Annotated in this window: 23 protein-coding genes; 15 read left to right on the top strand and 8 right to left on the bottom strand. The window is 71.4% G+C overall.

The window, feature by feature from the left end; genetic code table 11:
• The first annotated feature begins 90 nt into the window (after positions 1–90).
• From N4P33_RS10230 to N4P33_RS10205, 6 genes are all read left to right on the top strand, one after another.
• Positions 91–2,946, top strand: a complete 2,856-nt coding sequence (locus tag N4P33_RS10230) for an RNA helicase (protein WP_260826018.1) — start codon at positions 91–93, stop codon at positions 2,944–2,946.
• A 412-nt stretch (positions 2,947–3,358) separates the two neighbouring features.
• Complete coding sequence (locus tag N4P33_RS10225) at positions 3,359–4,975, top strand: ATP-binding protein (RefSeq protein WP_260826017.1); 1,617 nt, start codon at positions 3,359–3,361, stop codon at positions 4,973–4,975.
• Positions 4,972–5,379, top strand: a complete 408-nt coding sequence (locus tag N4P33_RS10220) for a roadblock/LC7 domain-containing protein (protein ID WP_260826016.1) — start codon at positions 4,972–4,974, stop codon at positions 5,377–5,379. The genes N4P33_RS10225 and N4P33_RS10220 overlap by 4 nt, the downstream gene beginning before the upstream one ends.
• Entirely contained in the window at positions 5,376–5,780 is a 405-nt protein-coding gene (locus N4P33_RS10215) for a DUF742 domain-containing protein (protein ID WP_260826015.1), read from the top strand. Before N4P33_RS10220 ends, N4P33_RS10215 begins: the two co-directional genes overlap by 4 nt.
• On the top strand, positions 5,761–6,381 hold the full coding sequence (locus N4P33_RS10210) for an ATP/GTP-binding protein (protein WP_260826014.1): 621 nt from the start codon (positions 5,761–5,763) through the stop codon (positions 6,379–6,381). Before N4P33_RS10215 ends, N4P33_RS10210 begins: the two co-directional genes overlap by 20 nt.
• A 56-nt stretch (positions 6,382–6,437) precedes the next feature.
• Entirely contained in the window at positions 6,438–8,003 is a 1,566-nt protein-coding gene (locus N4P33_RS10205; RefSeq protein ID WP_260826013.1) for a cytochrome P450, read from the top strand.
• On the opposite strand, the gene N4P33_RS10200 is transcribed toward N4P33_RS10205, so the two are convergent.
• From N4P33_RS10200 to N4P33_RS10185, 4 genes are all read right to left on the bottom strand, one after another.
• The gene (locus tag N4P33_RS10200; protein ID WP_260826012.1) at positions 7,997–8,947 is read right to left on the bottom strand and encodes an RluA family pseudouridine synthase; all 951 of its coding nucleotides are present in this window, start codon (positions 8,945–8,947) and stop codon (positions 7,997–7,999) included. The genes N4P33_RS10205 and N4P33_RS10200 overlap by 7 nt on opposite strands.
• A gap of 58 nt (positions 8,948–9,005) precedes the next feature.
• Positions 9,006–9,287 carry a hypothetical protein gene (locus tag N4P33_RS10195; protein WP_260826011.1) on the bottom strand — a complete coding sequence of 94 codons (282 nt, stop codon included), beginning with the start codon at positions 9,285–9,287 and terminating at the stop codon, positions 9,006–9,008.
• A gap of 127 nt (positions 9,288–9,414) precedes the next feature.
• Positions 9,415–10,254 carry a siderophore-interacting protein gene (locus tag N4P33_RS10190; protein ID WP_260826010.1) on the bottom strand — a complete coding sequence of 280 codons (840 nt, stop codon included), beginning with the start codon at positions 10,252–10,254 and terminating at the stop codon, positions 9,415–9,417.
• An 82-nt stretch (positions 10,255–10,336) separates the two neighbouring features.
• Positions 10,337–11,287 (bottom strand): 5'-3' exonuclease, encoded by a 951-nt coding sequence (locus tag N4P33_RS10185; RefSeq protein WP_260826009.1) that lies wholly within the window; start codon positions 11,285–11,287, stop codon positions 10,337–10,339.
• Between the two features lie 188 nt (positions 11,288–11,475).
• On the opposite strand from N4P33_RS10185, the gene N4P33_RS10180 reads away from it, so the two are divergent.
• The 4 genes from N4P33_RS10180 to N4P33_RS10165 all read left to right on the top strand — a co-directional run bounded on the left by N4P33_RS10180 (position 11,476) and on the right by N4P33_RS10165 (position 16,704).
• Positions 11,476–12,567 carry a glycine betaine/L-proline ABC transporter ATP-binding protein gene (locus tag N4P33_RS10180; protein WP_260826008.1) on the top strand — a complete coding sequence of 364 codons (1,092 nt, stop codon included), beginning with the start codon at positions 11,476–11,478 and terminating at the stop codon, positions 12,565–12,567.
• Positions 12,560–15,178, top strand: a complete 2,619-nt coding sequence (locus N4P33_RS10175; RefSeq protein WP_260826007.1) for an ABC transporter permease/substrate binding protein — start codon at positions 12,560–12,562, stop codon at positions 15,176–15,178. Before N4P33_RS10180 ends, N4P33_RS10175 begins: the two co-directional genes overlap by 8 nt.
• A gap of 231 nt (positions 15,179–15,409) precedes the next feature.
• The gene (locus tag N4P33_RS10170) at positions 15,410–15,979 is read left to right on the top strand and encodes a helix-turn-helix domain-containing protein (RefSeq protein ID WP_260826006.1); all 570 of its coding nucleotides are present in this window, start codon (positions 15,410–15,412) and stop codon (positions 15,977–15,979) included.
• Positions 15,976–16,704, top strand: a complete 729-nt coding sequence (locus N4P33_RS10165) for a helical backbone metal receptor (protein ID WP_260826005.1) — start codon at positions 15,976–15,978, stop codon at positions 16,702–16,704. Before N4P33_RS10170 ends, N4P33_RS10165 begins: the two co-directional genes overlap by 4 nt.
• Here N4P33_RS10165 and N4P33_RS10160 read toward each other — a convergent pair.
• A complete protein-coding gene (locus N4P33_RS10160) occupies positions 16,631–17,797 on the bottom strand; it encodes a TDT family transporter (RefSeq protein ID WP_260826032.1) in 1,167 nt (388 codons plus the stop codon). The genes N4P33_RS10165 and N4P33_RS10160 overlap by 74 nt on opposite strands.
• Positions 17,798–17,867: 70 nt before the next feature.
• Between N4P33_RS10160 and N4P33_RS10155 the strand changes: the two genes are divergently transcribed.
• The gene (locus tag N4P33_RS10155) at positions 17,868–18,803 is read left to right on the top strand and encodes a LysR family transcriptional regulator (RefSeq protein WP_260826004.1); all 936 of its coding nucleotides are present in this window, start codon (positions 17,868–17,870) and stop codon (positions 18,801–18,803) included.
• A gap of 138 nt (positions 18,804–18,941) precedes the next feature.
• On the opposite strand, the gene N4P33_RS10150 is transcribed toward N4P33_RS10155, so the two are convergent.
• The 3 genes from N4P33_RS10150 to N4P33_RS10140 form a co-directional block, all read right to left on the bottom strand.
• A complete protein-coding gene (locus N4P33_RS10150) occupies positions 18,942–19,631 on the bottom strand; it encodes a gamma-glutamyl-gamma-aminobutyrate hydrolase family protein (RefSeq protein ID WP_260826003.1) in 690 nt (229 codons plus the stop codon).
• 25 nt (positions 19,632–19,656) lie between these two features.
• Positions 19,657–21,111: an ethanolamine permease gene (gene eat / locus N4P33_RS10145; RefSeq protein ID WP_260826002.1), complete on the bottom strand. Its 1,455-nt coding sequence runs from the start codon at positions 21,109–21,111 to the stop codon at positions 19,657–19,659.
• A 149-nt stretch (positions 21,112–21,260) separates the two neighbouring features.
• Positions 21,261–21,995: a FadR/GntR family transcriptional regulator gene (locus tag N4P33_RS10140; RefSeq protein WP_260826001.1), complete on the bottom strand. Its 735-nt coding sequence runs from the start codon at positions 21,993–21,995 to the stop codon at positions 21,261–21,263.
• A 114-nt stretch (positions 21,996–22,109) separates the two neighbouring features.
• Here N4P33_RS10140 and N4P33_RS10135 point away from each other — a divergent pair, with 114 nt between their 5' ends.
• The 4 genes from N4P33_RS10135 to N4P33_RS10120 all read left to right on the top strand — a co-directional run.
• Positions 22,110–23,471: a glutamine synthetase family protein gene (locus N4P33_RS10135; RefSeq protein ID WP_260826000.1), complete on the top strand. Its 1,362-nt coding sequence runs from the start codon at positions 22,110–22,112 to the stop codon at positions 23,469–23,471.
• A gap of 8 nt (positions 23,472–23,479) precedes the next feature.
• On the top strand, positions 23,480–24,871 hold the full coding sequence (locus N4P33_RS10130) for an aldehyde dehydrogenase (protein WP_260825999.1): 1,392 nt from the start codon (positions 23,480–23,482) through the stop codon (positions 24,869–24,871).
• Complete coding sequence (locus N4P33_RS10125) at positions 24,868–25,650, top strand: 3-oxoacyl-ACP reductase (RefSeq protein ID WP_260825998.1); 783 nt, start codon at positions 24,868–24,870, stop codon at positions 25,648–25,650. The genes N4P33_RS10130 and N4P33_RS10125 overlap by 4 nt, the downstream gene beginning before the upstream one ends.
• Positions 25,651–25,677: 27 nt before the next feature.
• The coding region (locus N4P33_RS10120) for a DUF2510 domain-containing protein (protein WP_260826031.1) at positions 25,678–25,760 on the top strand (83 nt) is incomplete at its 3' end.

Below are 25,760 nucleotides of genomic sequence, written 5' to 3'. Positions count from 1 at the left end.
CGGCCGCCCCAGGGAGCCTTCTGAGCCGCCCGCCCCAGCGGAGCCCCTGAACTGCGTGGACCCCAGGTCGGGGCGGGACCGATCACGTTAATGATCGTCCTGTTGTCAGTGTGGCCCGGTACGCTCGAAAGCACGATGACTCAGGACCTCTCACCGGCCGAGCGGTACGCGGCAGCACGCAGGCGCGCTGCCGAGCAGGCCACCGCGCTCGCCTCCTTCCGCGAGATGTACGACTTCGGCCTCGACCCCTTCCAGATCGAGGCCTGCCAGGCGCTCGAGTCGGGGAAGGGCGTGCTGGTGGCCGCGCCCACCGGCTCCGGCAAGACGATCGTCGGCGAGTTCGCCGTCCACCTGGCGCTGCAGCAGGGCAAGAAGTGCTTCTACACGACGCCCATCAAGGCGCTGTCCAACCAGAAGTACGCCGACCTGTGCCGTCGCTACGGCGCGGAGAAGGTCGGTCTGCTCACCGGCGACAACAGCCTCAACTCCGACGCCCCGGTGGTCGTGATGACCACCGAGGTGCTGCGGAACATGCTGTACGCCGGTTCGCAGACGCTGCTCGGCCTCGGCTATGTGGTCATGGACGAGGTGCACTACCTCTCCGACCGCTTCCGCGGCGCCGTCTGGGAGGAAGTGATCATCCACCTCCCCGAGTCGGTGACCCTGGTGTCACTGTCGGCGACCGTGTCCAACGCCGAGGAGTTCGGCGACTGGCTCGACACGGTCCGCGGTGACACCGAGGTGATCGTCTCCGAGCACCGGCCCGTGCCGCTGTTCCAGCACGTGCTGGCCGGGCGCCGGATATACGACCTGTTCGAGGAGGGGGAGGGCCGCAAGAAGGCCGTCAACCCGGATCTCACGCGCATGGCGCGGATGGAGGCCACCCGCCCGTCCTTCCAGGACCGCAGACGCGGACGCGCGATGCGCGAGGCCGACCGGGAGCGGGAGCGCCGGCAGCGGTCCCGGGTGTGGACGCCGAGCCGGCCGGAGGTCATCGAGCGGCTCGACTCCGAGGGCCTGCTGCCCGCGATCACCTTCATCTTCAGCCGCGCCGCCTGCGAGGCCGCCGTCCAGCAGTGCCTGTACGCGGGCCTGCGGCTCAACGACGAGGAGGCCCGCGCCGAGGTCCGCGCCCTCGTCGAGGAGCGCACCGCCTCCATCCCGGCCGAGGATCTGCACGTCCTCGGCTACTACGAGTGGCTGGAGGGCCTGGAGCGGGGCATCGCGGCCCATCACGCGGGCATGCTGCCGACGTTCAAGGAGGTCGTCGAGGAGCTGTTCGTACGCGGCCTGGTGAAGGCCGTGTTCGCGACCGAGACCCTGGCGCTCGGCATCAACATGCCCGCCCGTTCGGTGGTGCTGGAGAAGCTGGTCAAGTGGAACGGCGAGCAGCACGCCGACATCACCCCCGGCGAGTACACCCAGCTGACCGGCCGGGCCGGCCGGCGCGGCATCGACGTCGAGGGTCACGCGGTTGTGCTGTGGCAGCGCGGGATGAACCCCGAGCACCTCGCGGGACTGGCCGGTACGCGGACGTACCCGCTGAGGTCCAGCTTCAAGCCGTCGTACAACATGGCGGTCAACCTGGTCGAGCAGTTCGGCCGGCACCGCTCGCGTGAGTTGCTGGAGACGTCGTTCGCGCAGTTCCAGGCGGACAAGTCGGTCGTCGGCATCTCCCGGCAGGTGCAGCGCAACGAGGAGGGCCTGGAGGGCTACAAGGCCTCCATGACCTGCCACCTCGGCGACTTCGAGGAGTACGCGCGGCTGCGCCGCGAGCTGAAGGACCGGGAGACGGAGCTGGCCCGGCAGGGCGCCGCCCAGCGGCGTGCGGAGGCCGCCGTCGCGCTGGAGAAGCTCAAGCCCGGCGACATCATCCACGTCCCCACCGGCAAGTACGCGGGCCTGGCGCTGGTCCTGGACCCGGGGCTGCCCGCGGGCCGCACCAACGGCCACCGCGGCATCGAGTACCACGACGGTCCGCGCCCGCTGGTGCTCACCGCCGAGCGGCAGGTCAAGCGGCTGGCGTCGATCGACTTCCCGGTGCCGGTGGAGGCGCTGGAGCGGATGCGGATCCCGAAGTCCTTCAACCCGCGTTCGCCGCAGTCCCGCCGCGACCTGGCCTCGGCGCTGCGCACCAAGGCCGGGCACATCGTGCCGGACCGGCGCGGCAAGCGGCGCTCGCAGGCGGCGGACGACCGGGAGATCGCCCGGCTGCGCAAGGCGATCCGGGCGCACCCGTGCCACGGCTGCGACGACCGCGAGGACCACGCCCGCTGGGCCGAGCGCTACCACCGGCTGCTGCGCGACACCTCGCAGCTGGAGCGGCGGATCGAGGGCCGGACGAACACCATCGCCCGCACCTTCGACCGGATCGTCGCCCTGCTGACCGAGATGGACTATCTGCGCGGCGACGAGGTCACCGAGCACGGCAAGCGGCTCGCCCGGCTCTACGGCGAACTCGACCTGCTGGCCAGCGAATGCCTGCGCGAGGGCGTGTGGGAGGGCCTCGCCCCGGCCGAACTGGCCGCCTGCGTCTCGGCGTTGGTGTACGAGGCGCGGGTGGGCGACGACGCGCTGGCGCCCAAGCTGCCCTCGGGCAAGGCGAAGGCCGCGCTCGGCGAGATGGTCCGCATCTGGGGCCGGCTGGACGCGCTGGAGGAGGAGTTCCGGATCACCCAGACCGAGGGCGTGGGCCAGCGCGAGCCCGATCTCGGCTTCGCCTGGGCCGCCTACATGTGGGCCTCCGGCAAGGGACTCGACGAGGTGCTGCGCGAGGCGGAGATGCCGGCCGGTGACTTCGTGCGCTGGTGCAAGCAGGTCATCGACGTCCTCGGCCAGATCTCGGCCGCGGCGCCTGCCCGCGAGGGCTCGACGGTCGCGAAGAACGCCCGCAAGGCCGTCGACGGACTGCTGCGCGGAGTGGTGGCCTACTCGTCCGTCGGCTGACCCCTCGATCCCCCGATCCCCCGATTCGCCCGCAGGCCCGGCGTGCTCCGTGCGCGCCGGGCTTTCGCGTCCCGTGCGCCCCCGGCCCGACGCATCACCGGATCCCGCCCGGGGCAGGTTCAGCGAGCCACTGCGGGACCCTTCTCACCCATGACGGTGAGTGATTTTCGTACGCCCGTACGCTGTGACGTCTCGTGTTCGAACAGTGGCGCACTGTGTAAATGACCCGAGGGTACTCCTGTCCCGGGTGCCATTTCCGGCACTTGCTGAATATGACACGGCGATGATCCGGTCGGACTAAGCTCGCCCGCAGCGCACCGAGTTGGGATGAATTCGTGCGCTTGTTCCCCGATGTGCCAGTTCCGACCCGCTAGTTCCCCGACCATCAGCCGATTCGTTTCAGAGGGCCCACATGGCGAGTGTCCAACTTCCTTATGCGCGCGTGCTGTTGCTGCCGGCCATACTGATGGCCGCGGCGACCGGAGCCGCCGTCGCCCTGGTGACGGAGCCCGCCCGGATCGCCGTCGGAGTGTGTGGTGCCGTCGCCACCCTGCTCGTCATCGCCGCGTCGGCCGAGGCCGTACGCCGGGGCCGGGTGCTGCGCGACGCGCGGACCGAGTACGAGCGTCACCGTGCGTATCTGGAGGCCCGGGTCGCCGCCCACGACACGGAGACCCGGCACTTCACCGACGAGGTCTTTCCCGCGGCGCTGGACCACATGCACCGCGGGAACGAGGTCGAGGAGGTGCTCAGGGCCCTGCCCCGGCTCAACCCCGCCTGGCGGAACCTGCCGCAGTACCAGCTCGATCTGCTGAAGAAGCTGCTCGGCATCATCGACCACGAGGAGTCGCTGCGTGACTCCAACCAGCGCTCCTTCGTCAGCATCGCCCGCCGGGTCCAGTCCATCGTCCACCAGCAGGCCGAGGAACTCAGGGAGATGGAGGAGGACCACGGCCGCAACCCCGAGGTCTTCGACGACCTGCTGCGCATCGACCACGGCAACGCGCTGATCGGCCGCCTCGCCGACTCCATCTCCGTACTCGGCGGCGGCCGTCCCGGACGCCAGTGGCCGCTGCCGGTCGCGCTCTACAGCGTGCTGCGCGGCGCCATGTCCCGCATCCTCGAGTACCGGCGCATCGACCTGAAGTCGATCGCCAAGGTCAACGTCAAGGGCATCTCCGTCGAGCCGGTCATCCACGCCGTCGCCGAACTCCTCGACAACGCCACCCGCTACTCCCCGCCCCAGTCCAAGGTGCACGTCACCGCGATCGAGGTGCAGACCGGCGTGGCCATCGAGATCGAGGACGCCGGCGTCAACTTCGACGAGCGGGCCCGCGCCCGGCTCGAAGGCCTGGTGGAACAGGCCATGCAGGGCAACGACATCCAGGAGATCGGCGCCAACCCGAGGCTCGGCCTCTCCGTGGTCGGCCGGCTCTGCGCCCAGTACAAGATGCAGATCGCGCTGCGCGCCTCCGCCTACGGTGGCGTCCGTGCCGTCCTCGTCGTACCGAAGGACATGCTGACCGACGAGCCCGGCGTCGGTCTCGCCCACGGCATCGGCGCGACCTCGGTGCCCAATCCGGTCGACATGCTGCCCGGCCCGAAGCGCGCGCCCAAGAAGCGCCGCCCCACGAGTCCGCGCATTCCCGAGACCGTGTCGATGGAGGACGACGTCCCCGAGGTCACCGAGTGGACCGCGGGCGGACTGCCACAGCGCCGCAGCAAGGTGAAGACGCCGATGCACCAGCGGTACGCCGACATGGCCGCCATCGAACGGGAGCAGCGGGAGGCCGCCGCACGCGGGGAGAAGAGCGTCTGGTCGCAGGCGGTGCCCGAGCCCGAACCCGAGAAGAAGCAGGAGGAGAAGCGCGAGCCCGGGCTGTGGATCGACTCCTTCTGGGAGGGCCTCAAGGAGGGCCTCGAACCAGGCGTCCACCCCACCGACTTCACCCGCAACCCCACCGCCTACCTGCATCTCATCAACGAACCGGCCCGCACCGAGGCCGACGACGAGGGGGACCTCAAGTGATCCGGCAACGAGCCAACTTCGACTGGATGCTCAAGGAAATCTCCGACGGGGCGCCCGGCGTCGAGATGGTCGTGGTGCTCTCCGCCGACGGACTGCGCCTGGCCCGCTACGGCGGCGACCCGGACGCCGCCGACCGCGTCGCCGCCGCCTGCGCGGGCGTGCAGAGCCTCGCCGGTGCCGTCGCCCAGGAACTGCCCTACAGCGACGGCGAGATGCAGATGGTGCTCATCGAGATCAAGGGCGGCTACTTCTATCTGATGGCGGCCGGCGACAACGCCTATCTGGCGGTGCTGTCCGACATGACCTGTGAACCCGGCCGCATGGGCGGCATGATGCGCGACCTCGTCGTCCGGATCGGCGCCCATCTGACCACACCGCCCCGAAGGAACGGGCAGGCCGTATGACTCCTCCGCAACGCCAGAGGCGCACCCCCGGGGAGGATCCCCCTCCCCGGCCGGCCGAGGGCCCGAAAGGCCCGAAGGGCAATCCGGAGCGGTTCTACGTCGTCGCCGGCCCGGACGGCGAGCGGGCGGATCTCGACCTGGTGACGCTGATCGTCGCCCAGTCCCCGGACCCCCCGAACTCCGCCACGCCCGAGCAGGCGGCGCTGCTCCGGCTGTGCTCCGCCCCCCTGTCCGTGGCCGAACTCTCGGCCTATCTGAACCTGCCGTTCAGCGCGGTGACCGCCCTGCTCACCGAGATGCTGGCGGCGGAACTGGTCCGGGCGCGCGCCCCGATCGTCCGTCAGGCGCTCCCCGACCGTTCCCTTCTCGAAGCGGTGATGCATGGACTTCAAAGGCTCTGAGACCATCCCGGGCCCACGCGCCGAGGACCGGCTGCCGCACACGGCCCAGGCCGCGGCGAAGATCGTCATCGTGGGCGGGTTCGGGGTCGGCAAGACCACCATGGTCGGTTCGGTCAGCGAGATCAGGCCGCTGACCACCGAGGAGACCATGACGCAGGCCGGGGTCGGCGTCGACGACAACTTCGGATCCGCGTCCAAGACGGCCACCACCGTGGCCATGGACTTCGGCCGCATCCGGATCACCGACGAACTGGTGCTGTACCTGTTCGGCACCCCCGGCCAGGAACGCTTCTGGTTCCTGTGGAACGGCCTGTTCGAGGGCGCGCTCGGCGCGGTCGTGCTGGTCGACACGCGCCGCCTCGCGGTCAGCTTCGAGGTGATGGGCCGGCTGGAGGAACGCGGCGTGCCGTTCGTCGTCGCCGTCAACACCTTCCCGGACGCGCCCCGTTATCCCGTCGCCGAGCTGCGCACCGCCCTCGACCTGCCCGAGGACGTGCCCATCGTGGAGTGCGACGTCCGGCGCCGCGCCTCCAGCCGGGACGTCCTGATGACCCTCATGCGGTTCCTGCACTCGCTCGCCATGTCGCGCTCGCTCACCTGACCGACGTATCCGCCCCCCCCACATGCCTGCCCCACCCCATTTCCGGAGCGACCACAGTGACGCCTGAATTCCCCGCCCCGACCGGCACGGACGCCTCCCGGCTCGCCCCGCCCCCCGGCTGCCCCGCGCACGGCCAGGGCCCCGGAGGGCTGCACCGGCTGCACCAGTCGGACGACCTGAAGAAGCTGTACGAGGAGCTGCGGGCCGAGCACGGTCCGGTGGCGCCCGTGCTGCTCCACGACGACGTGCCCGTATGGGTCGTCCTCGGCCACGCCGAGAACCTGCACATGGTGAGCACGCCCACGGTGTTCTGCCGGGACAGCCGGATCTGGACCCCGCTCAAGGAGGGCATGGTCAAGCCCGATCACCCGCTGATGCCGCACATCGCCTGGCAGCCGATGTGCTCCCACGCCGAGGGCGAGGAACACACCCGGCTGCGCGGCGCGATCGACTCCGCGGTCGGCACCCTGAACTTCCGCACGCTGCGCCGGCACATCAACCGCAGCACCCAGCGGATCGTCAACACGTTCTGCGAGGTGGGCGAGGCCGAGCTCGTCGGCCAGTACGCCGAGCATCTGCCGATGGCCGTGATGTGCCAGATCCTCGGCATGCCGGACGAGTACAACGACCGGATCGTGCAGGCCGCGCGCGACATGCTGCGGGGCACCGAGACCGCCATCGCCAGCAACGCGTACATCATGGACGCGCTGGGTCAGCTCACCGCACAGCGCCGGGCCGCGCCGCAGAACGACTTCGCCAGCCACCTCATCACCCACCCGGCCGGTCTGACCGACGACGAGGTCAGGGAGCACCTGAGGGTGGTGCTCATCGCCGCCTACGAGGCCACCGCCAACCTCCTCGCCAATGTGCTGCGCACGGTGCTGATCGACCCGCGCTTCCGGGCGCAGCTCAACGGCGGGCAGATGACGGTGCCGCAGGCGGTGGAGCAGCTGCTGTGGGACGAGCCGCCGTTCAGCACGATCTTCGCCTACTTCGCCAAGCAGGACACCGAGCTCGGCGGGCAGCGCATCCGCAAGGGCGACGGTCTGCTGCTCGCGCCGCTGCCGGCGAACGTCGACCCGAGGGTCCGCCCCGATCCGGGCGCCGACATGATGGGCAACCGCTCCCACCTCGCCTTCGGCGGTGGCCCGCACGAGTGCCCCGGTCAGGACATCGGGCGCATCATCGCCGAGATCGGCGTGGACGCGCTGCTGATGCGGCTGCCCGATGTCGAGCTCAGCATCGCCGAGGAGGAGCTGCGGTACACCGAGTCGATCGCCTCGCGGCACCTCGTGGAGCTTCCGGTGTACTTCACGCCGCGGGAGCAGCAGGACGTGAACGAGACGCCGAACCATGACGCCAAGCCGGACCGGTCCATGACCGACTGGCACATCGGGGCGCCGGATCCGTTCGCGCCGGCGTCGCGGTCTTCGTCGCATTCGTCGTCGCAGCGGGCCGGGCAGCCGTCGGCGGTGCCTTCTCAGGCGACGGCCGCCGCGCAGCCGCTCTTCGCCGAGCCGCAGCCGCAGCCTCCGCTGGCCGCGCCGCAGCCGCCCGTCGCACCGGCTCGCCGGCCGGGTGTGTGGCAGCGGTTCCTGCGGTGGTGGCGGGGCGACTACTGACCTGCGGCCCAGTCCTCGTACGAGGCCCAGGCGGCCAGCACCCGGCCACTGCGGAAGCGGTGCGCCACGCCCGTCACCGGGTCGGTGAACTCCAGCGTCCGCGCCAGCAGTTGCAGCGGGCGCCGGAAGTCACCGGCCGGGACGGGGCCGGTCACCTCCGGGTACAGGGGGTCGCCGAGGAGGGGCACGCCCAGGGCGGTCATGTGCACCCGCAGCTGGTGGGTCTGGCCGGTGTGCGGCACGAGACGGTACCGGCCGAGACCGTCCGGGCGGTGATCGAGGAGCTCGATGTCGCTGACGGCGTTGGGCTCGCCCTCGACCTCGCGGGCGGTCAGCACACCGCGTTCCTTCACGATCCTGCTGCGCACGGTCCGGGGAAGGGGCAGCGCGGGATCGTACGGTGCGACGGCCTCGTACTCCTTGCGCACCCTGCGGTCGCGGAAGAGGGTCTGGTAGGCGCCGCGCTCCTCCGGGCGGACGGTGAACAGCACCAGGCCCGCGGTGAGCCGGTCCAGGCGGTGTGCGGGGCCGAGGGTGGGAATCCCGAGGTCCCGGCGCAGGCGGGCGAGCGCGGTCTCGGCGACGTGGCGGCCGCGGGGGGTGGTGGCCAGGAAGTGGGGTTTGTCGACGACGACGATGTGCTCGTCGCGGTGCACGATCTCCAGCGGGTACGGCACCGGCACCTCGGCGGGCAGCTCGCGGTGGAACCACACGAAGAGCCCCGGCACGTAGGGCGCGTCCGCCGGCACGGGGCGCCCGTCCGCGCCGACGATCTGCCCGGTGTCGAACATCGAGTCGATGAGGCGGGGCTCCGCTGCGAGCCGCTCGTGCAGGTGGTCCCGTACCGTCTCCCACCGCTCACTGGCGGGCAACCGCACCCGGACCGGGTCCACGCCGTTGCGCTGCGGCAGCGGGGAGGGGGGAACTGGGCGCTTGCGTCTCACGGGTGCCAAGGGTACGAGGGTGCGTGAGTGCTGGTGCTGGTGCTGGGCGGCAGCTGGGTCAGGTAGTGCCCGGGTCGTCGTGCCGTACGGCTTGCTTCACCCGGGTTTCGATCTCGTGGCGGGGCGTGCCCTCCTCGCGGGCGTACTCGCTGAGGGCCACCTGGACGTCTCGGGCGAGGTCGCGCCAGGCGCGCCAGGCCGTCTCCCACGTCGCCGTCTGGTGTTCGCTCCACGTGGTCTGGGTGGGTGGGCCGTAGGTCTCCTGTAGTTGGCGTACGCGGGCGTGTGCCTCGTCCGCTGCGCGCTGCTTGGCGACGAGTTCGTCGAAGGTGTGTGCCACGCGCCCGGATCCTGGGGCAGCCCGGCGGGCCGGGCCGTGTCGCCACGCCGCCGCGGGCCGGCGGGCTGCCGGGGTTCACCCGGGCGGCGCCGCAGGTGGCCGACGCGAGGCCCGCCCGGGGTCGTGCTCAGGACCGGGCCCGCTCCTGCTCCGCCTCGATACGGGCGTTCCACTCCCGCTTGGAGGCCTGCCAGCCGTCCTCGTTGTGGCCCAGCCGCCAGTAGCCGGAGATCGACAGGTCCTCGCGCGGAATCTGTTTGTCGACCCGCAGCAGCCTGCGCAGCTCCTTCACGAAGTGCGCCTCGCCGTGCACGAAGGCGTGCACCCGGCCCTCGGGGAAGTCGAGGCCCTTGACGGCCGCCACGAGCGCCTCGCCGACGGGACGGCCCCCGCGGTGCAGCCAGGTGACCTCCACCTCGGAGTCGATCTTCTGCTCCTCCTGCGGGCCGTCGATCTCGACGAAGGCGTACGCTCTGGCGCCGCGCGGCAGCGCTTCCAGGGAGCGGGCGATCGCGGGCAGCGCGCTCTCGTCCCCGACGAGCAGATGCCAGTCGGCGTCCGGGTCGGGCGCGTAGGCGCCGCCGGGCCCCATGAACCGCACCGTCTCGCCCGGCTGGGCGCGCAGGGCCCACGGCCCGGCCAGCCCCTCGTCGCCGTGGAGCACGAAGTCCAGGGTGAGCTCGCGGTGTTCGGCGTCCCAATGGCGCACGGTGTACGTCCGGGTCACCGGCCACTGCTCGCGCGGGAACTCCTCGCGGATCCGCTCCAGGTCGAAGGGCTCCGGGTAGGTCACGCCTTCGGCGGGGAAGAGCAGCTTCACATAGTGGTCGGTGCAGGTGTCGGCCGCGAAGTCGGCGAGGCCCTCGCCGCCCAGTACCACGCGCTGCATGTGCGGGGTCAGCCGCTCGGTGCGGACGACCCGCGCGGAGTGCGGCCTGCGCGGACGGCGTCCCGGTCGTTCTGCCATGGGGGCCTCCCTGGATTTGGTTAGGTTAACCTAAGTTAGCACCTCGCTCCGGGGAACACCTCCGCCCACGACACATTCGCCCTCAGCGCGCCAAGGTCGTCAGCAGGCGCCGCAGGGAACCGCCGAGCCCCCAGCGGGCCGCCAGGTCCTCCACCGCCGCCGGATCGCGCGGAGCGTGCGGCAGCGTCGTGTCGACCTCCGGCAGCGGTACGTCGTCCGCCACCCTGACGACCTTGGGCGCCACCGCGAGGTACGGCCGCGCCTCCGTCAGCCGCTTGCGCTGCGTCGGCGTGAGCTTCGCCTGCCGGTCGTCCACGGCCGCGAGGATCCCGGCCAGATCGCCGAACTCGGCGAGCAGCTTGGCCGCGGTCTTCTCCCCGATGCCCGGCACGCCCGGCAGCCCGTCGCTCGGGTCGCCGCGCAGCAGCGCCAGATCCGCGTACCCGCTGCCGTCCACGCCATACTTCGCGCGGAGCGCCGACTCGTCGGTGACCTGCAGCGTGCCCACGCCCTTGAGGGGGTACAGCACCCGCACCCCGCGGGCGTCGTCCACCAGCTGGTACAGATCCCGGTCACCGGTGACGATGTCGACCGGGCCCTTCGCCCGCGCCGTGAACGTGCCGATCACGTCGTCCGCCTCGTACTCCGCGACGCCCACCCGGGCGATGCCGATCGCGTCCAGCACCTCCTCGATGACCGGCACCTGCGGCGAGAGCGTGTCGGGCACCTCCTCCTCGTCCGGTCCTGCCTCGTGCTCCTCGGCGACCCGGTGCGCCTTGTACGACGGGATCAGCTCCACTCTCCACTGCGGCCGCCAGTCGGCGTCCATGCAGGCCACCAGGTGGTCCGGCCGGTGGTCCTGCACCAGGCGGTCGATGAAGTCGAGCAGCCCGCGCACGGCGTTCACCGGTGTGCCGTCCGGGGCCTTCACGGACTCCGGGACGCCGAAGTAGGCGCGGAAGTAGAGGGAGGCGGTGTCGAGGAGCATCAGTCGTCCGGTCACGCTCCGCATCATGCCGTACGCCACTGACATCGCCCGGCACCTGCCGGCCCATGCTGCGCACAGCGCAGCGCGTTGCCTCCTGCGCCCCTCCATGTGAGCCGCCTCACGACCGCGTTTTGTCTGGACGAAACAGGGGAGGCGCGGCCCCGGAGCGATGCCGTTACGCATTCAACTGCTCGGCGTCGCTCCTTCCATTGCCGTCGAGACAAGAGGTACGCGTGTCATCCAGGCTTGAGGCCGAGCACCTGTACAAGGTGTTCGGCAGACGACCGGACCAGGCGGTCGAGCGACTGCGCACGAAACAGACCGACCGCGAGAAGCTGCGCGCCGGCGGCACCACCGCCGCCGTCATCGACGCCTCCTTCACCGTGGAACCCGGCGAGATCTTCGTCGTGATGGGCCTGTCCGGTTCCGGCAAGTCCACTCTGCTGCGCATGCTGAACGGTCTGCTGGAGCCGACCGCGGGGCAGGTGCGCTTCGCCGGCCAGGACCTGACCGCGCTCTCCGACCGGCAGCTGCGCGAGGTCCGCTCCAAGAAGATCAGCATGGTCTTCCAGCACTTCGCGCTCTTCCCGCACCGCAGCGTCCGCGAGAACGCCGCCTACGGACTGGAAGTGCAGGGCGTGCCCCGCGCCGAGCGCGAACGCCGCGCCGACGAGGCGCTCGCCCTGTGTGGCCTGGCCGGCTGGGAGAAGTCGTGGCCCGACGAGCTGTCCGGCGGCATGCAGCAGCGCGTCGGCCTCGCCCGGGCGCTCGCCACCGACGCCGACCTGCTGCTGATGGACGAGTCCTTCAGCGCGCTGGACCCGCTGATCCGCCGTGACATGCAGGACCAGCTGCTCGAACTGCAGAAGACGCTGAAGAAGACCATCGTCTTCATCACCCACGACCTCAACGAGGCCATGCGTCTCGGCGACCGCATCGCGGTGATGCGCGACGGCCGGATCGTGCAGATCGGCACCGCGCAGGACATCCTCATCCACCCCGCCAACGACTACGTCGCCTCCTTCACCCAGGACGTCGACCGTTCCCGGGTGCTCACGGCCGGTTCCGTCATGGACACCGAGGTCAGCGGCGACGAGGCCGACTGCGGCTGCGAGACCGCCACGCCGCAGACGCCGTTCACCGAGCTGTGCGCGATCAGCGCCCGCGTACCGCACCCGGTGGCGGTGCTCGACGGTCGCGACACGCTCGTCGGGGTCGTGCCCCGGCAGCGGCTCGTCGGCTTCCTCGGCGACGAGGAGGCCGACCCCGGGGTGTGCGACTCCCCGCGGGACAAGGGCGGCGAGAAGGTGATGGCCCGTGCCTAGGATTCCGCTCGGCGACTGGGTCAACAGCACGGTCGACTGGCTGCTCGACCACGTGGACTGGCTGTTCACCTTCTTCAAGAACGTCTTCACCGGCGCCTACGACGGCATCAACGCCGTTCTCCAGGCGCCCGAGCCGCTGCTGCTCGTCGGCATCTTCGCGGTGATCGCCTTCTGGCTGCGCGGCACCCTCGCCGGTGTCCTCAGCTTCGCGGGCTTCGCGTTCATCGTCTCCCTCGACCTGTGGGAGAACGCGATGATCACGCTGTCGCTGGTGCTGGTCGCCACGCTCATCGCGCTGATCATCTCGGTGCCCGTGGGCATCTGGGCGGCCCGCTCCGACCGGGTCAGCAGCCTGGTGCGGCCGGTGCTGGACTTCATGCAGACGCTGCCCGCGATGATCTACCTCATCCCGGCGATCCTGTTCTTCGGCACCGGCGCCTCCGCCGGCATCGTCGCCACCCTGATCTTCGCGCTCGCCCCCGGTGTGCGCATGACCGAGCTGGGCATCCGCCAGGTCGACAAGGAGCTGGTCGAGGCCGCCGAGGCCTTCGGCACCACCCCGCGCAACACCCTGCTGCGCGTCCAGCTGCCGCTGGCGCTGCCCACGGTGATGGCGGGCGTCAACCAGGTGATCATGCTCGGCCTGTCCATGGCCGCGATCGCCGGCATGGTCGGCACCGGCGGCCTCGGCGGAGACGTCAACGAGGCCATCGGCCAGCTCAACGTCGGCCTCGGCTCCGAGGCCGGTATCGCCATCGTCATCCTGGCGATCTACCTGGACCGCATGACCAGCGCCTTGGGCACCCAGGTCTCCCCGCTGGGCCGCCGCGCCGCCGCCAAGGCCCGCGCCGCCGCCGGGGGCCTGAAGATCTGGTCCTACCGGCCCCGCCCGCAGATCGCCGTGATCGGCGTGGTGATCCTCGCCCTCGTGGCCGGCGGCATGGGCATGTTCGGCGGCGCCGGCGACTCCGAGAACGTCGCCGACGGCAAGAACGTCGGCCAGGGCAAGAAGGTCACCCTCGGCTACGTGCCGTGGGACGAGGGCGTCGCCTCCACCTTCCTGTGGAAGGAGATCCTCGAACAGCGCGGTTACGAGGTGGAGGCCAAGCAGTTCGACGCCGGGCCGCTCTACACCTCCTTGGCGCAGGGCGACATCGATGTCGTCACCAACTCCTGGCTGCCGACCACCCACGAGCAGTACTGGAAGAAGTACGGCAGCCGCCTCGACGACCTCGGCTCCTGGTACGACGAGACCTCCCTGGAGCTGACCGTCCCGGCCTACATGAAGGACGTCGACTCGCTCGCGGACCTCAAGGGCAAGGCGGACCTCTTCGGCGGGAAGATCACCGGCATCGAGTCCAGCGCCGGTGAGATGGCCCTGCTGAAGAGCAAGGTGCTCAAGGAGTACGGCCTGGACAAGGAGTACCAGGTCGTCGACAGCTCCACCCCGGCGATGCTGGCCGAGCTGAAGCGGGCGTACAGCAAGAAGGAACCGATCGTCGTCACGCTCTGGTCGCCGCACTGGGCGTACAACGACTACCAGCTGAAGAAGCTCAAGGACCCGAAGGGCGCCTGGGGCGAGGGCGACGGTGTGCACACGCTGTCCCGCAAGGGCTTCGCGGGTGACGACCCGACCGCCGCGAAGTGGCTCAAGGACTTCACGCTCACCGAGAAGCAGCTCACCAGCCTCGAGGCCGAGATCAACAAGGCCGGCAAGGGCAGGCAGCAGGACGCCGTCCGCACCTGGCTGAAGGACAACCCGGGCCTCGTCGACAAGCTCGCCCCGGCCGGGTCCGGCGGCGGTGCCACCCCGGCCGAGGCCAAGCGGCCGCTGGACGTGGCCTGGTTCCCCTGGGACGAGGACATCGCCGTCACCTACCTGTGGAAGAACGTCCTGGAGCGGCGCGGCTACCAGCTGAATCTGAAGCAGATGGACGTCGGCCCGGTCTACACCGGCCTCGCCTCCGGTGACCTCGACCTCAACTTCGACGCCTGGCTGCCGCACGCCCAGAAGAACTACTGGGAGAAGAGCAAGGACGACCTGACCGACCTCGGCACCTGGTACCAGCCGACCTCGCTGGAGATCGCCGTGCCGAGCTACGTCAAGGACGTCAAGTCCATGGAGGACCTCAAGGGTAAGGCCGACCTCTTCGGCGGGAAGATCATCGGCATCGAGCCGGGCACCGGCCAGATGAACCTGCTCAAGACCAAGGTCCTGCCCGGTTACGGCCTGGACGACGAGTACGAGGTCGTCGACGGCTCCACGCCGGCGATGCTGGCCGAGCTCAAGCGCGCCCTCGCCCAGAAGAAGCCCGTCGCGGTCACCCTGTGGTCGCCGCACTGGGCGTACGCCGAGTACGAGCTGACCAAGCTCAAGGACGGCAAGAAGCTCTGGGGCGAGAACAACACGATCCACACGATCGCCAGCAAGAAGTTCCCCGAGCAGTACCCGCAGCTCACCAAGTGGATCAAGAACTTCACCATGAGCGAGAAGGAGCTGGCCACCCTGGAGGCGGAGATCAAGAACCGCGGCCAGGGCAAGGAGGAGGAAGCCGTGGCCGCCTGGCTGAAGGAGCACCCGGAGGTCGCGGAGCGGATGACCGCCTCGTAACCGCACACCACCACCTGCCGACCGCCCCCCGGGTCATTCGGGTTTCCCCGTGACCTTCCGCCGTCCTCGGGCAACAATGGCGAGAACACCCCCGTCCCGCGCACACAAGACGGCAGAGGCATGAAACGGTGTGCCGAACCTGCGTAGGGTGCAGACAACTCATCAACAGCACCGCGCCGGACGGGCACCGGCGCACAGGGCGCGGGACGATGGGCGAAGGAGGGCCGAGCGATGGGCGACCACAAAGAACAGCCCTTGCGCGTGGGCGCGGCCGTACGGCGGCGACGCCGCGCGCTGGACCTCACCCTCGCCGTCGTGGCCGAGCGCAGCGGCCTGTCGGTGCCGTTCCTCAGCCAGATCGAGAACGAACGGGCCCGGCCCAGCCGCGGCTCGCTGGAGAAGGTCGCCGACGCCCTGCGCACCACCGCCGTGGAACTGCTGGCCGCCGCCGACCCCGCGTGCAGCGTGGACGTGGTCCGCGCCGACGGCACCGAGCCGCTGCTCGAACCCCGCGTGCGGTCCCTGGTGCGCGGCCACCACCAGATGCACGCCTCCGAGTTCACCGGCGACCATGACGCCGGCCGCGAACTGCAGTTCCGCAACGACCAGTTGATGTACGTGGCGGACGGCGCCGTGGAGATCGAGGCGGAGGGCCGCGCCTACCGCCTCGGCCGTGGTGACACGCTGTATCTGACCGGCGGCGTACGGCACCGCTGGCGGGCCACCGTACCGGAGACCCGGCTGGTGGTCGTCGCCGTCGCCGAGCACATCGAGGCGCTGAGGGACAGACCGCGCCGATGAGCCAACCGCGCGTCGTCTCCCTCGTCCCCTCGCTCACCGAGGCCGTCGCGGTGTCCGCTCCGGGCGCCCTGGTGGGCGCCACCGACTGGTGCACGCATCCGGCCGGCCTGGACGTGGTGCGCGTCGGCGGCACCAAGAACCCCAAGGCCGACCGGATCGCCGCCCTCGCCCCCGACCTGGTGATCGCCAACGAGGAGGAGAACCGTGAGCCCGACCTCCGGGCGCTGCGCGCGGCGGGCGTCGAGGTGCTGGTGACGGAGATACGGACGCTGCCGCAGGCCTTCCGGGAACTGGACCGGGTCCTGGCGGCATGCGGCGTCGGCACCCGCCCCCGGTGGCTTGACGAGGCCGAGGCGGCCTGGGCGGCCGTACCGGAGCCCGAGGGGCGGCGGACGGCGGTCGTGCCGATCTGGCGGCGCCCCTGGATGGTGCTGGGCCGCGAAACCTTCGCCGGTGACCTGCTGGCCCGGCTCGGCGTCGACCACCTCTACACCGACCACCCGGAGCGCTATCCGCGCATCCCCCTCGACGAGCTGTGCGCGGCGGCCCCGGACATGGTCGTACTTCCCGACGAGCCCTACCGCTTCACCGCCGAGGACGGCCCCGAGGCCTTCCCCGGGCTGCCCTGCGCGCTCGTCGACGGCCGGCACCTCACCTGGTACGGCCCGTCACTGGCCGAGGCACCGACGGCGCTGGAGCGGGCCCTGCGAGCAGCGCACCGCTGAGCAGCCCCCGCGCGGTGTGCCAGGCGGCGACTGCCCAGGCCCCGGCCAGCACGGCGTACAGCGCGAGCGTCAGCGCGTCGTACGCGAGCAGCCCGGTGTGCCGGGCCAGCGCCTCGGCGCCGGTGACGCAGGTGCCGACCGGGAAGGTGAACGACCACCAGGTCATCGCGAAGCGCATCCCGCGCCGCCGGGCCCGTACGACATGGGCGGCGGCCAGGCACAGCCACAGCAGCGCGAAGCCCATCACCGGGACCCCGTACAGCACGGCGAGCAGGCGGAACCCCTCGTCGTACGGCTGCGGCACGACACCCGGAGCGACCTGGGCGAACGCGCCGACGGCGGTCGTGGACTGACCGAGCGGGCCCAGCACCAGGAACAGCGTCGGCGTGAGGGCGAGGGGGAGCGGGCCGCCGGTGAGCAGCCGGGCGAAGACCAGGGGCAGCATCAGGAGCGTCGCGAGCAGGCTCAGCCCGAACAGCGCGAAACAGGCCAGCAGCAGCGTCTCGCGGGCCTGGCCCGGCGGCAGATGCGGCACCAGGTGCGGCCCGAGGGCGGCGGACACCATCGGCGCGACCAGCGGCAGCAGCCAGGTGGGCGCCGCCTGGTCCGCGGTGACCCGGTGGCGTACGGCCATGAGGTACGGCACGGTCACCGCCGCCGCGAGACCGATGACCGTACCGGCGGTGAACAGCACGGCGTCCAGGACGACGGCGGGACGGGTGCCGATCCAGTCACGGCCCACGCTCAGGGCGCCGCCGCCGACGGCCAGCAGCGCCATCGACAGACAGCCGTAGAACGGGGCCACGGCCGGGTCGAGCAGATGGGCGCGGGCCTGGTCGCGGTGGTGGAGCCAGTGCAGCGCGCGGGCGCCGAGCAGGACCAGGAGGAGCAGGGCCGACGCGGCCCAGACGGCGGTGAGGGCGGGGCGCAGCCCCGGCAGGTGCGGGGGGAGCGCGGCGCCCGCGCTCGCGACGATGGCGGTGCCCATCACGCAGGCGTACCAGTTGGGTCCGAGGTGACGGACGGCCGTGGCGCGCGGGGGCCGTGCGGTGGCACGGGGGAGCGGGGGCAGGGGACGGGCGGCGGTGACCATGGTCATACGGTCGTATCGGCGAGGGGCCGGCGCCAGGGAGTATGTCTCTATGGCGACATAAGCTGGGCTTATGAGCAACACGGACGATCACCCTGTCCACCGGGCCCTGACCACCGGGTCCCTCGCCCATCGCGTGCCGGATCTCGGCGCGCTGGAACTGCTGCTCGCGGTGGCGCGGCTCGGGAGCCTCGGCAGTGCGGCGCGGGAGCTGGGCATCACCCAGCCCGCGGCCAGCAGCCGTATCCGGTCGATGGAGCGGCAGCTGGGGGTGGCGCTGGTCGACCGCTCGCCGCGCGGATCCCGGCTGACCGACGCCGGGGCGCTGGTGACCGACTGGGCGCGGCGGATCGTGGAGGCGGCCGAGGCGTTCGACGCGGGCGCGCAGGCGCTGCGGGACCGGCGGGACTCCCGGCTGACGGTCGCGGCGAGCATGACCATCGCCGAGTATCTGCTGCCCGGCTGGCTGCTGGCGCTGCGCGCGCAGCGGCCGGACACGGCGGTGTCACTGCTCGCGGGGAACTCGGCGGCCGTGGCGGAGCGGCTGATGTCGGGGGAGGCCGATCTGGGGTTCGTGGAGGGGCTGACCGTGCCCTCGGGGCTGGACTCGGCGGTGATCGCGCACGACCGGCTGATCGTGGTGGCCGCTCCCGGGCATCCCTGGGCGCGCCGCAGGCGGCCGCTGGCCGGGGAGGAGCTGGCGTCGACGCCGCTGATTCTGCGGGAGAAGGGGTCCGGGACGCGACAGGTGCTGGACGCCGCGCTGGGCGGGCTGGCGCGGCCGTTGATCGAGTTGTCGTCGACCACGGCGGTCAAGGCGGCGGCGGTGGGGGGTGCGGGGCCTGCGGTGCTGAGTGAGCTGGCCGTGGGGGAGGAGCTGGCGATGCGCCGGCTGGTACGGATTCCGGTGCAGGGGATCGCTCTTGCCCGTGACCTGCGGGCGGTGTGGCCGACGGGGCATCGGCCGACGGGGCCGGCGCGGGATCTGCTGTCGCTGACACGGGGGTGAGGGGGCGGCCGGATGGAATGGGCGGGGGCTCGGGTGGGTTCGGCACCGCCGGGATGCGCCGTGGGGGCCGAGCGCCGTTGCGGCGGAAAAGAATGGGCGGTGGTGTGAGCGTGCGGCCGGGGTGTCGGGAGGTACTGCTCAGGCGGCTGTCGCCGCAGCGACCAGGGACTGCACAACCCTGAGGTCCTCGCCCATCTCCGGGTGCCACTGGACGCCCAGGACCCAGGGGCCCGACGGCAGTTCGACGGCCTCCACCGTGCCGTCCTCCGCGTGGGCCGACGGGAGCAGGTTCGTGCCGAGGCGGTCGACCGACTGGTGGTGGTAGGTGGGGACCTCCGTCTCCTCCGGGACGATCGAGGCGTACCGCGTGCCCGGTACCGGCTTGACCGGGTGACGGCCGAAGACGCCCGGGGTCTCGGCGTGACCGTCGATGTGCTGGACGAGGGTGCCGCCCAGGGCGACGTTCAGCAGCTGCATGCCCCGGCAGACGCCCAGCAGCGGGATGCCCCGGTCCAGGGCCGCCCGGATCAGCGCCAGCTCCCACGCGTCCCGCGCCCGCGCGGGCGGGCCGGTGCGCGGCTCGGGTTCGGCCCCGTAGTGGACGGGTTCCACATCGGGGCCGCCCGCGATCACCAGGCCGTCCAGGCGGGCCACCGTCTCCGCCGCCAGTTCCGGCGAGTCCGGCGGGAGCATCGCGGCCAGTCCGCCCGCCCGCTGCACCAGCCGTGGATATCCGGCGGGCAGCAGCGCGGCGTCCAGCTGCCACACGCCCCAGCGCACCCCGGACTCCGCGTAGGTGCTGATGCCGATCAGCGGCCTGGCCACCATGCTCGGACTCCTCCTCGCCTCTCGTTCAGTCCCGTGACAACTCTGCCTCGGCCGCGGCCAGCGCCGCGAACTCCTCCTCCGGCGCCTTCGCCACCAGGTGCTTCCTGCTGTACAGGCCGAAGTACGCGAGGGCCACCAGATACACGGCCAGCGCGATGAACGCCGCCGTCACGTCCACCAGGAACGTCGCCACCAGCGCCGCACAGGCCAGGACCAGCGCCACCGACGAGGTCCACACGCCGCCCGGCGTCCGGTACGGCCGCGGCAGCTCCGGCTCGCGGCGGCGCAGCACGATGTGGGACAGCGACATCAGCGCGTACGAGATGGTCGCGCCGAAGACCGCGACGTTCAGCATGCGCGCCCCGTTGCCCGTGCCGGCCGCCAGCGCGAAGCCGATCGCGCCGGGCACCAGCAGGCCGAGGTAGGGCGCCTTGCGGCTGCTGGTGAGGGACAGGAACCTCGGCAGATAGCCCGCGCGGGAGAGCGCGAACAGCTGGCGCGAACCGGCGTAGATGAGCGAGAAGAACGACGCGACCAGGCCCGCGAGGCCCGCGTAGTTGACGATCCGGCTCAGCGTGGTCGCCTCGCCGTCCGGCTGGAGCGCCTCCACCAGCGGGTTGCCGGCGTCCTGGATCGCCGCCGAGCCGCGTGCGCCCGCCGCCGCGACGAAGGTCACCACGGCCAGCACCACCAGGATGCCCATCGACCAGCGGATCGCCCGCGGCAGCGTACGCGCCGGCTCCTTCGTCTCCTCCGCCGCCAGCGGTACGCCCTCCACGCCCAGGAAGAACCACATGCCGAACGGGAACGCCGCCCAGATGCCCAGCAGCCCCATCGGCAGCCACGAACTCGCGCCGAACGCCGAGGAGTCCACCGGGATGTCGTCGAGCGAGGACGCGTCGAACTCGGGCAGCGCGCCCAGGGCGAACACGATCAGCGCGGCCACCGCGATGCCGGTGACGACGAAGCTGAAGCGCAGCGCCTCTCCGACGCCCCACAGATGGATGCCGAGGAAGATCACGAAGCAGGCGAGGTAGACCGGCCAGCCCGACTCCAGGCCGAACAGGCCGAGCGACTCGACGTAGTCGCCGATGAAGATGGCGATCGCGGCGGGCGCGAGGACGTACTCGATGAGGATGGCCGTGCCGGTGAGGAAGCCGCCCCACGGGCCGAGCGCGCGGCGGGCGAAGCCGTAGCCGCCGCCCGCGGTGGGCAGGATCGAGGACAGTTCGGCGAGGGCGAAGACCATGCAGGTGTACATGGCGCCCATGAGGACCATGGCGATCGCCAGGCCGCCGAAGCCGCCCTCGGCCAGGCCGAAGTTCCAGCCCGAGTAGTCGCCGGAGACGACGTAGGCGACGCCGAGACCGGTCAGCAGCAGCCAGCCGGCGCTGCCGCGGCGCAGTTTTCTGCGCTCCAGATAGTCGTCCGGTTCGGGTGTGGAATCACTGAATTCGCGAGAGGTGGACGGAAGGCTCACGGGGCTACTCCCCAGGGGGCGCGTGGAGATGGCTACGGCAATGGAACGGTTCCAGACCTTTGTGGGCCCATACCTTGGTGGGGTGAGTGGCCGAAAGGCAAGACCCATGCGTTAAGGCCGCGGTAAACCCTGCCCGCCGGCGGCCGGTGTCACGCCAGAAAGCCCCGCAGCAGCGCCGCCGTGCCCTCGCAGTGCTCCCGCATCACCTCGCGCGCCGCCTCCGCGTCGCCCTCCAGGACCGCCTCGACCAGCGCCGTGTGCTGCCGCTGGGAGTGCTCCAGGTTGCGCACCAGCAGCGGGATGCAGTCCAGCAGGTCGTTCACCGTCGCCCGTACCGCCGCGTACTGGGCGGTCAGCGTCGGCGAGCCGCACAGTTCCGCGAGCGTGAGGTGGAACAGCGTGTCCAGGCGCCGGTAGTCGGCCAGCGGGGCGTCCTGGGTGCCGGCCAGCGCCTCGCGCAGCCGGGCCGCCTGTTCCTCGGTCAGGCCGTGCGCCGCGCACAGGCCCGCCGCGCCCACCTCCAGCACCTCCCGGAAGCGCAGCACGTCCTCGATGTCCACCTCGGCGATCCGCCGCCGCAGCTCGTCCTCGCCGGTGTCGGTGGGCCGGGGCAGCACGAACGTGCCGCCGTACCGGCCGCGCCGGGACTCCACCAGCCCCTGGTCCTGGAGCACCCGCAGCACCTCGCGCAGCGTCACCCGGCTGATGCCCAGCCGGTCCGCGAGGTCCCGCTCGGCCGGCAGCCGCTCCCCGCCCGGCACCAGGCCCAGGCGCACCACCTGGAGGATCTGCTCCAGCGCCTCCTCGAAGCCGTTGCCCGCGCGCACCGGCCGCAGCACCGGCGCGAGCCGGTCCCCGAGTCCCTCGGCGACTTCCCCGGTCATCTGGCCGTGCCCCCTTCCCAAGCAATGGTTCTCGGCAATACCTTATGGCTCCCGGCCGGTCGAGGACGACCGGAGCGGCTCGAACAGCTCGTAGCAGCCCGAGGAGGCCCTCCCGTGGCAGACCGCACACCACCACTCGGCGTCGAGGAGCTGCACGCCCTCGTCGCGGGCGGTGAGATCGACACTGTCGTCCTGGCCTTTCCCGATATGCAAGGGCGACTGCAGGGCAAGCGGTTCGCCGCGCGCTTCTTCCTGGACGAGGTCCTCCGGCACGGCACCGAGGGCTGCAACTACCTGCTCGCCGTCGACGCCGACATGAACACCGTCGACGGCTACGCGATGTCGTCCTGGAACACCGGCTACGGCGACTTCGCCATGCACCCCGACCTCGCCACCCTGCGCCGCGTGCCCTGGAACGAGGGCACCGCCATGGTGATCGCCGACCTCGCCTGGGCCGACGGCTCCCCGGTTGTCGCCGCCCCCCGCCAGATCCTGCGCCGCCAGCTGGAACGCCTCGCCGACCTCGGCCTGACCGCCCAGGTCGGCACGGAGCTGGAGTTCATCGTCTTCAAGGACACCTACGAACAGGCCTGGGACGCCGGCTACCGCGGCCTCACCCCGGCCAACCAGTACAACGTCGACTACTCCGTCCTCGGCACCGGACGCATCGAGCCGCTGCTGCGCCGCATCCGCAACGAGATGGCCGGCGCCGGCCTCACCGTCGAGTCCGCCAAGGGCGAGTGCAACCCCGGCCAGCACGAGATCGCCTTCCGCTACGACGAGGCCCTGGTCACCTGCGACCAGCACGCCATCTACAAGACCGGCGCCAAGGAGATCGCCGCCCAGGAGGGCGTGTCCCTCACCTTCATGGCCAAGTACAACGAGCGGGAGGGCAACTCCTGCCACATCCACCTCTCCCTCGCGGACGCCGACGGCGGCAACGCGATGTGCGACGCCGAGGGCGGCATGTCCGACGTCATGCGGCACTTCCTCGCCGGGCAGCTCGTCACGCTGCGCGAGTTCTCCCTGCTCTACGCGCCGAACATCAACTCCTACAAGCGGTTCCAGCCGGGCTCCTTCGCCCCGACCGCCGTCGCCTGGGGCCACGACAACCGCACCTGCGCGCTGCGCGTCGTCGGCCACGGCCGCTCCCTGCGCTTCGAGAACCGCCTCCCCGGCGGCGACGTCAACCCGCACCTCGCCGTGGCCGGCATGGTCGCCGCCGGGCTGTACGGCGTCGAGCAGAAGCTGGAACTGCCCGAACCGTGCCCCGGCAACGCCTACACCGCCGACCTCGAACACGTCCCCACCACGCTGCGCGAGGCCGCCGAGCTGTGGGAGAACAGCGCCATCGCCAAGGCCGCCTTCGGCGACGAGGTCGTCGCCCACTACCGCAACATGGCGCGCGTCGAGCTGGACGCCTTCGACGCCGCGGTGACCGACTGGGAGCTGCGCCGCTCCTTCGAACGCATGTGAGGCCCTTAGTGTCCGACCAGCTCCAGGTACTGAATCCGGCCACCGAAGAGGTCGTCGCCACGGTTCCGGCGGCCACCGCCGCCGACGTGGACGCGGCGGTCGTACGCGCGACGCGGGCCCAGGCCGCGTGGGCGGCGCTCGCGCCGGGCGACCGTGCGCGGCTGCTGCGCCGGTTCGCCGTCGCCGTCGACGAACACCTCGAGGAACTCGCCCAGTTGGAGGTGAAGGAAGCCGGTCACACGGTCGGCAACGCCCGCTGGGAGGCGGGCAATGTCCGCGATCTGCTGGACTACGCGGCCGGGGGAGTGGAGCGGCTGACCGGCCGCCAGATCCCGGTCCCGGGTGGCCTGAACGTGACGATCCTCGAACCCCTCGGCGTCGTCGGCGTCATCGCCCCCTGGAACTTCCCGATGCCCATCGCCGCCTGGGGCACCGCACCCGCGCTCGCCGCCGGGAACGCGGTGATCCTCAAGCCCGCCGAGACGACCCCGCTCACGGCCCTGCGCCTGGCGGAGCTGGCCCTGGAGGCGGGGCTGCCCGAGGGGCTGTTCCAGGTGCTGCCCGGCCACGGCCCCGTCACCGGCAACGCCCTGGTCGAGCACCCCGGCGTCGCGAAGATCGTCTTCACCGGGTCAACGGCGGTAGGCAAACAGGTGTTGGCGAAGGGCTCGGCACGGCTCAAGCGCGTCACCCTCGAACTCGGCGGCAAGAGCCCCAACATCGTCTTCGCCGACGCCGACCTGGAGACCGCCGCGACCGCCGCCCCCATGTCCTTCCTGGACAACGCCGGCCAGGACTGCTGCGCCCGCACCCGCATCCTGGTCCAGCGCTCCGCCTACGACCGCTTCCTGGACCTGCTCGCCCCCGCGATCGAGTCGGTCCTGGTCGGCGACCCGGCCGACGAGACCACCCAGATGGGCCCGCTGATCTCCCGCACCCAGCTGGACCGCGTCCGCTCCTACGTCCCCGACGACCTCGACGGCATCCGCGGCAAGGCCCCCGAGGGCCCCGGCTTCTGGTTCCCGCCCACCGTCCTCACCGGCGTCGACCCGCACGCGCGCGTGGCCGTTGAGGAGGTCTTCGGCCCCGTCGCCGTCGTCCTCCCCTTCGACGACGAGGCCGACGCCGTACGCCTCGCCAACGCCACCGACTACGGGCTGTCCGGCTCCATCTGGACCCGTGACGTCGGCCGCGCCCTGCGCGTCTCGCAAGCGGTCCGCGCCGGGAACCTGTCCGTCAACTCCCACTCCAGCGTCCGCTACTGGACCCCCTTCGGCGGATTCAAGCAGTCCGGCATCGGCCGCGAGCTGGGCCCGGACGCCCTGACCGCCTTCACCGAGACCAAGAACGTCTTCATCAGCACCGAGAGCACTGAGAGCACGGAGGGCCCCGCACAGTGACCGAACAGAACATCTGCCGCCGGCTCGTGGGCCGCACCGCCGTCGTCACCGGAGCCGGCAGCGGCATCGGCCTCGCCGCCGCCCGCCGGCTCGCCTCCGAGGGCGCCCACGTCGTCTGCGGCGACGTGGACGAGGCCCGCGGCAAGGCCGCCGCCGAGGAGACCGGCGGGATCTACGTGAGCGTCGACGTCACCGACCCCGAGCAGGTCGAGGCGCTGTTCAAGACGGCGTACGACACCTACGGCAGCGTCGACATCGCCTTCAACAACGCCGGTATCTCACCGCCCGACGACGACTCCATCCTCGAGACCGGCCTCGAGGCATGGAAGCGCGTCCAGGAGGTCAACCTCACCTCCGTCTACCTGTGCTGCAAGACCGCCATCCCCTACATGCGGCGGCAGGGCAAGGGCTCCATCATCAACACCGCGTCCTTCGTGGCCCGGATGGGAGCGGCGACCTCGCAGATCTCCTACACCGCGTCCAAGGGCGGCGTCCTCGCCATGTCCCGCGAACTCGGCGTGCAGTTCGCCCGCGAAGGCATCCGCGTCAACGCCCTGTGCCCCGGACCGGTCAACACCCCCCTGCTGCAAGAGCTGTTCGCCAAGGACCCCGAGCGCGCCGCACGCCGGCTCGTACACATCCCGCTCGGCCGGTTCGCCGAGGCCGAGGAGATCGCCGCCGCCGTCGCCTTCCTGGCCAGCGACGACTCCTCCTTCGTCAACGCCACCGACTTCCTCGTCGACGGCGGAATCTCGGGGGCCTATGTCACACCGCTGTAGACCGCGTCCTACAGTGCCGGGATGAGCATGACGCCTCCGCCCGGCTGGTACCGCGACCCCAAGGCGCCGCACCTGGAACGCTGGTGGGACGGCACGGCCTGGACCGAGCA

It is taken from the genome of Streptomyces sp. 15-116A (genome assembly GCF_025290915.1).
GTDB lineage: Bacteria > Actinomycetota > Actinomycetes > Streptomycetales > Streptomycetaceae > Streptomyces.
The sequence above is the reverse complement of the archived record's forward strand: the minus strand, read 5'-3'. Positions and strand labels throughout refer to the sequence as shown.